Annotated in this window: 1 pseudogene; it reads right to left on the bottom strand. The window is 37.8% G+C overall.

Features of this window, described 5'->3' with window-relative positions:
- Positions 1-500, bottom strand: a pseudogene (locus tag KL866_RS06710) (hypothetical protein); the annotation flags it as partial.
- Positions 501-821 lie beyond the last annotated feature (321 nt).

Below are 821 nucleotides of genomic sequence, written 5' to 3' on the forward strand. Positions count from 1 at the left end.
GCATCAGGTTGAGTAAGTACAGCAACGCGCACAATCTCATCCAGTTCATCTGGTGTTGAAACCGCAGCTGCCTGAACAACAAAGTCGACATAAGTCGGCTCAGCTTTTATAGCTAATTGTACAATGTTAGGGCAGCTACTAACTTCTTTCTCAATTGCCAATTGCACAATCTCTTCCGTCGAAGATGGTTGTGCAGAGATAGCGGCAAAAATGATTTCTCTGTATTTATCTGGGTAGGTGTCTAACGCGATGTCTACTATAGAAACGACTTCTTGTGGGTAGTGACCTGCTATCGAGCTTATTGCTCTTCCTACCGACATTGTTTGATCAACTTGGCGTTTCAAGAAAGCGGTTTGAAAATGATTCGATTCGCTAGCAACTTCTTTTGCTGAAGAGGAGGGCTGGGTAACTTCGTTTAAAGAAGCTTCTTGAGCCATTGCCATAATACTAACCTGAGAAGTTAGTATTGCCGCAGAAAGCAATGATAGAGTACGTAACATAAACCCACCTTTATAATTATTGCGCAGTCAATTTCTGACACTGCCAGTATTAATACATTTATAAAGAATACAAAGCGTAGGTCATTTACGCTTATATACATTCTTATACGTATTCCTTTACGCACGCTTTATTATCTATCACTGATATCAAGCATTAATATAATAACGGCAGGATCAGATACTACTTTAAGAACTACTACTTTATAGGATCTGAATCCCCATCCTATTAGTAATTAGTCCATATTGTCTACTAATTATCACATTTGAATGAAAAATAGACGTTTAGTTCAGTTTTATCATCTTTTTTAAAATAAGTGTTGA

This window comes from Alteromonas sp. ALT199 (assembly GCF_018619335.1).
Lineage (GTDB): Bacteria > Pseudomonadota > Gammaproteobacteria > Enterobacterales > Alteromonadaceae > Alteromonas.